The sequence below is a fragment of the Bacillus sp. D48C genome (assembly GCF_053345735.1).
This window is the reverse complement of the sequence record NZ_JBKFAQ010000032.1, coordinates 2,533-3,101: the sequence shown is the minus strand read 5'-3', so window position 1 is coordinate 3,101 and position 569 is coordinate 2,533. Positions and strand designations below refer to the sequence as shown.

The following is a 569-nucleotide window of genomic DNA, read 5'->3' as shown; positions in this document are numbered from 1 at the left end:
TTTAAATGTTATAAAATAAAGACAGATGTTGGAGTTTAAAAGTGTCTCATCACACTTCAAAATCGCTTATAAAAATATGACATAGGGAGGAACACATATGAGTCGTAAAGGGTGGATCATTTCCGCTGTTGTTGGACTGTTAATTGCAATTGGTATTGGTTCGACATTTGTCTTTAGCTCGGGAAAAGGGGAAGTAATGGAACTTAGTCCGTTAGAAATGAAGAAGTTCATGAGTGAGGATGGAACAGGTTTTGTTATGTTGAATTCTAATATGAGACATAGTAATGATTGGATCTTTCTTGTAAAGAAAATAGCTGAAAAGGAAAAGATTCAAGTAAGAGGATTGAATGAAAATCGTGAGGACATTCCAGGTTCAAGTAATCCTCATGATTGGGGCTTATCACAACGAAGGGATTCTCTCGCTTATTATGAAAAAGGAAAATTGAAAAAAGATATTGATTTTTCTAAGTTTAAAGATTCCGAACTTGAAAAAGAAGTTACCTATTTTGTTCAAAATTGCAAAGAGCAATATCAGAAGTAATCACATAATCATTGAAAGGTGGTGATAC

1 protein-coding gene is annotated in these 569 nt (G+C 33.6%); it reads left to right on the top strand.

Annotated elements, in window-relative coordinates; all coding sequences use genetic code 11:
* The first annotated feature begins 97 nt into the window (after nt 1-97).
* Nucleotides 98-541 carry a hypothetical protein gene (locus ACLBXA_RS29265; protein WP_447617736.1) on the top strand — a complete coding sequence of 148 codons (444 nt, stop codon included), beginning with the start codon at nt 98-100 and terminating at the stop codon, nt 539-541.
* Nucleotides 542-569 lie beyond the last annotated feature (28 nt).

What these genes read in the sequence shown, in the direction of transcription:
- ACLBXA_RS29265 (WP_447617736.1), top strand. Translation starts at nt 98, where the DNA reads ATGAGTCGTAAAGGGTGGATCATTTCCGCTGTTGTTGGACTGTTAATT.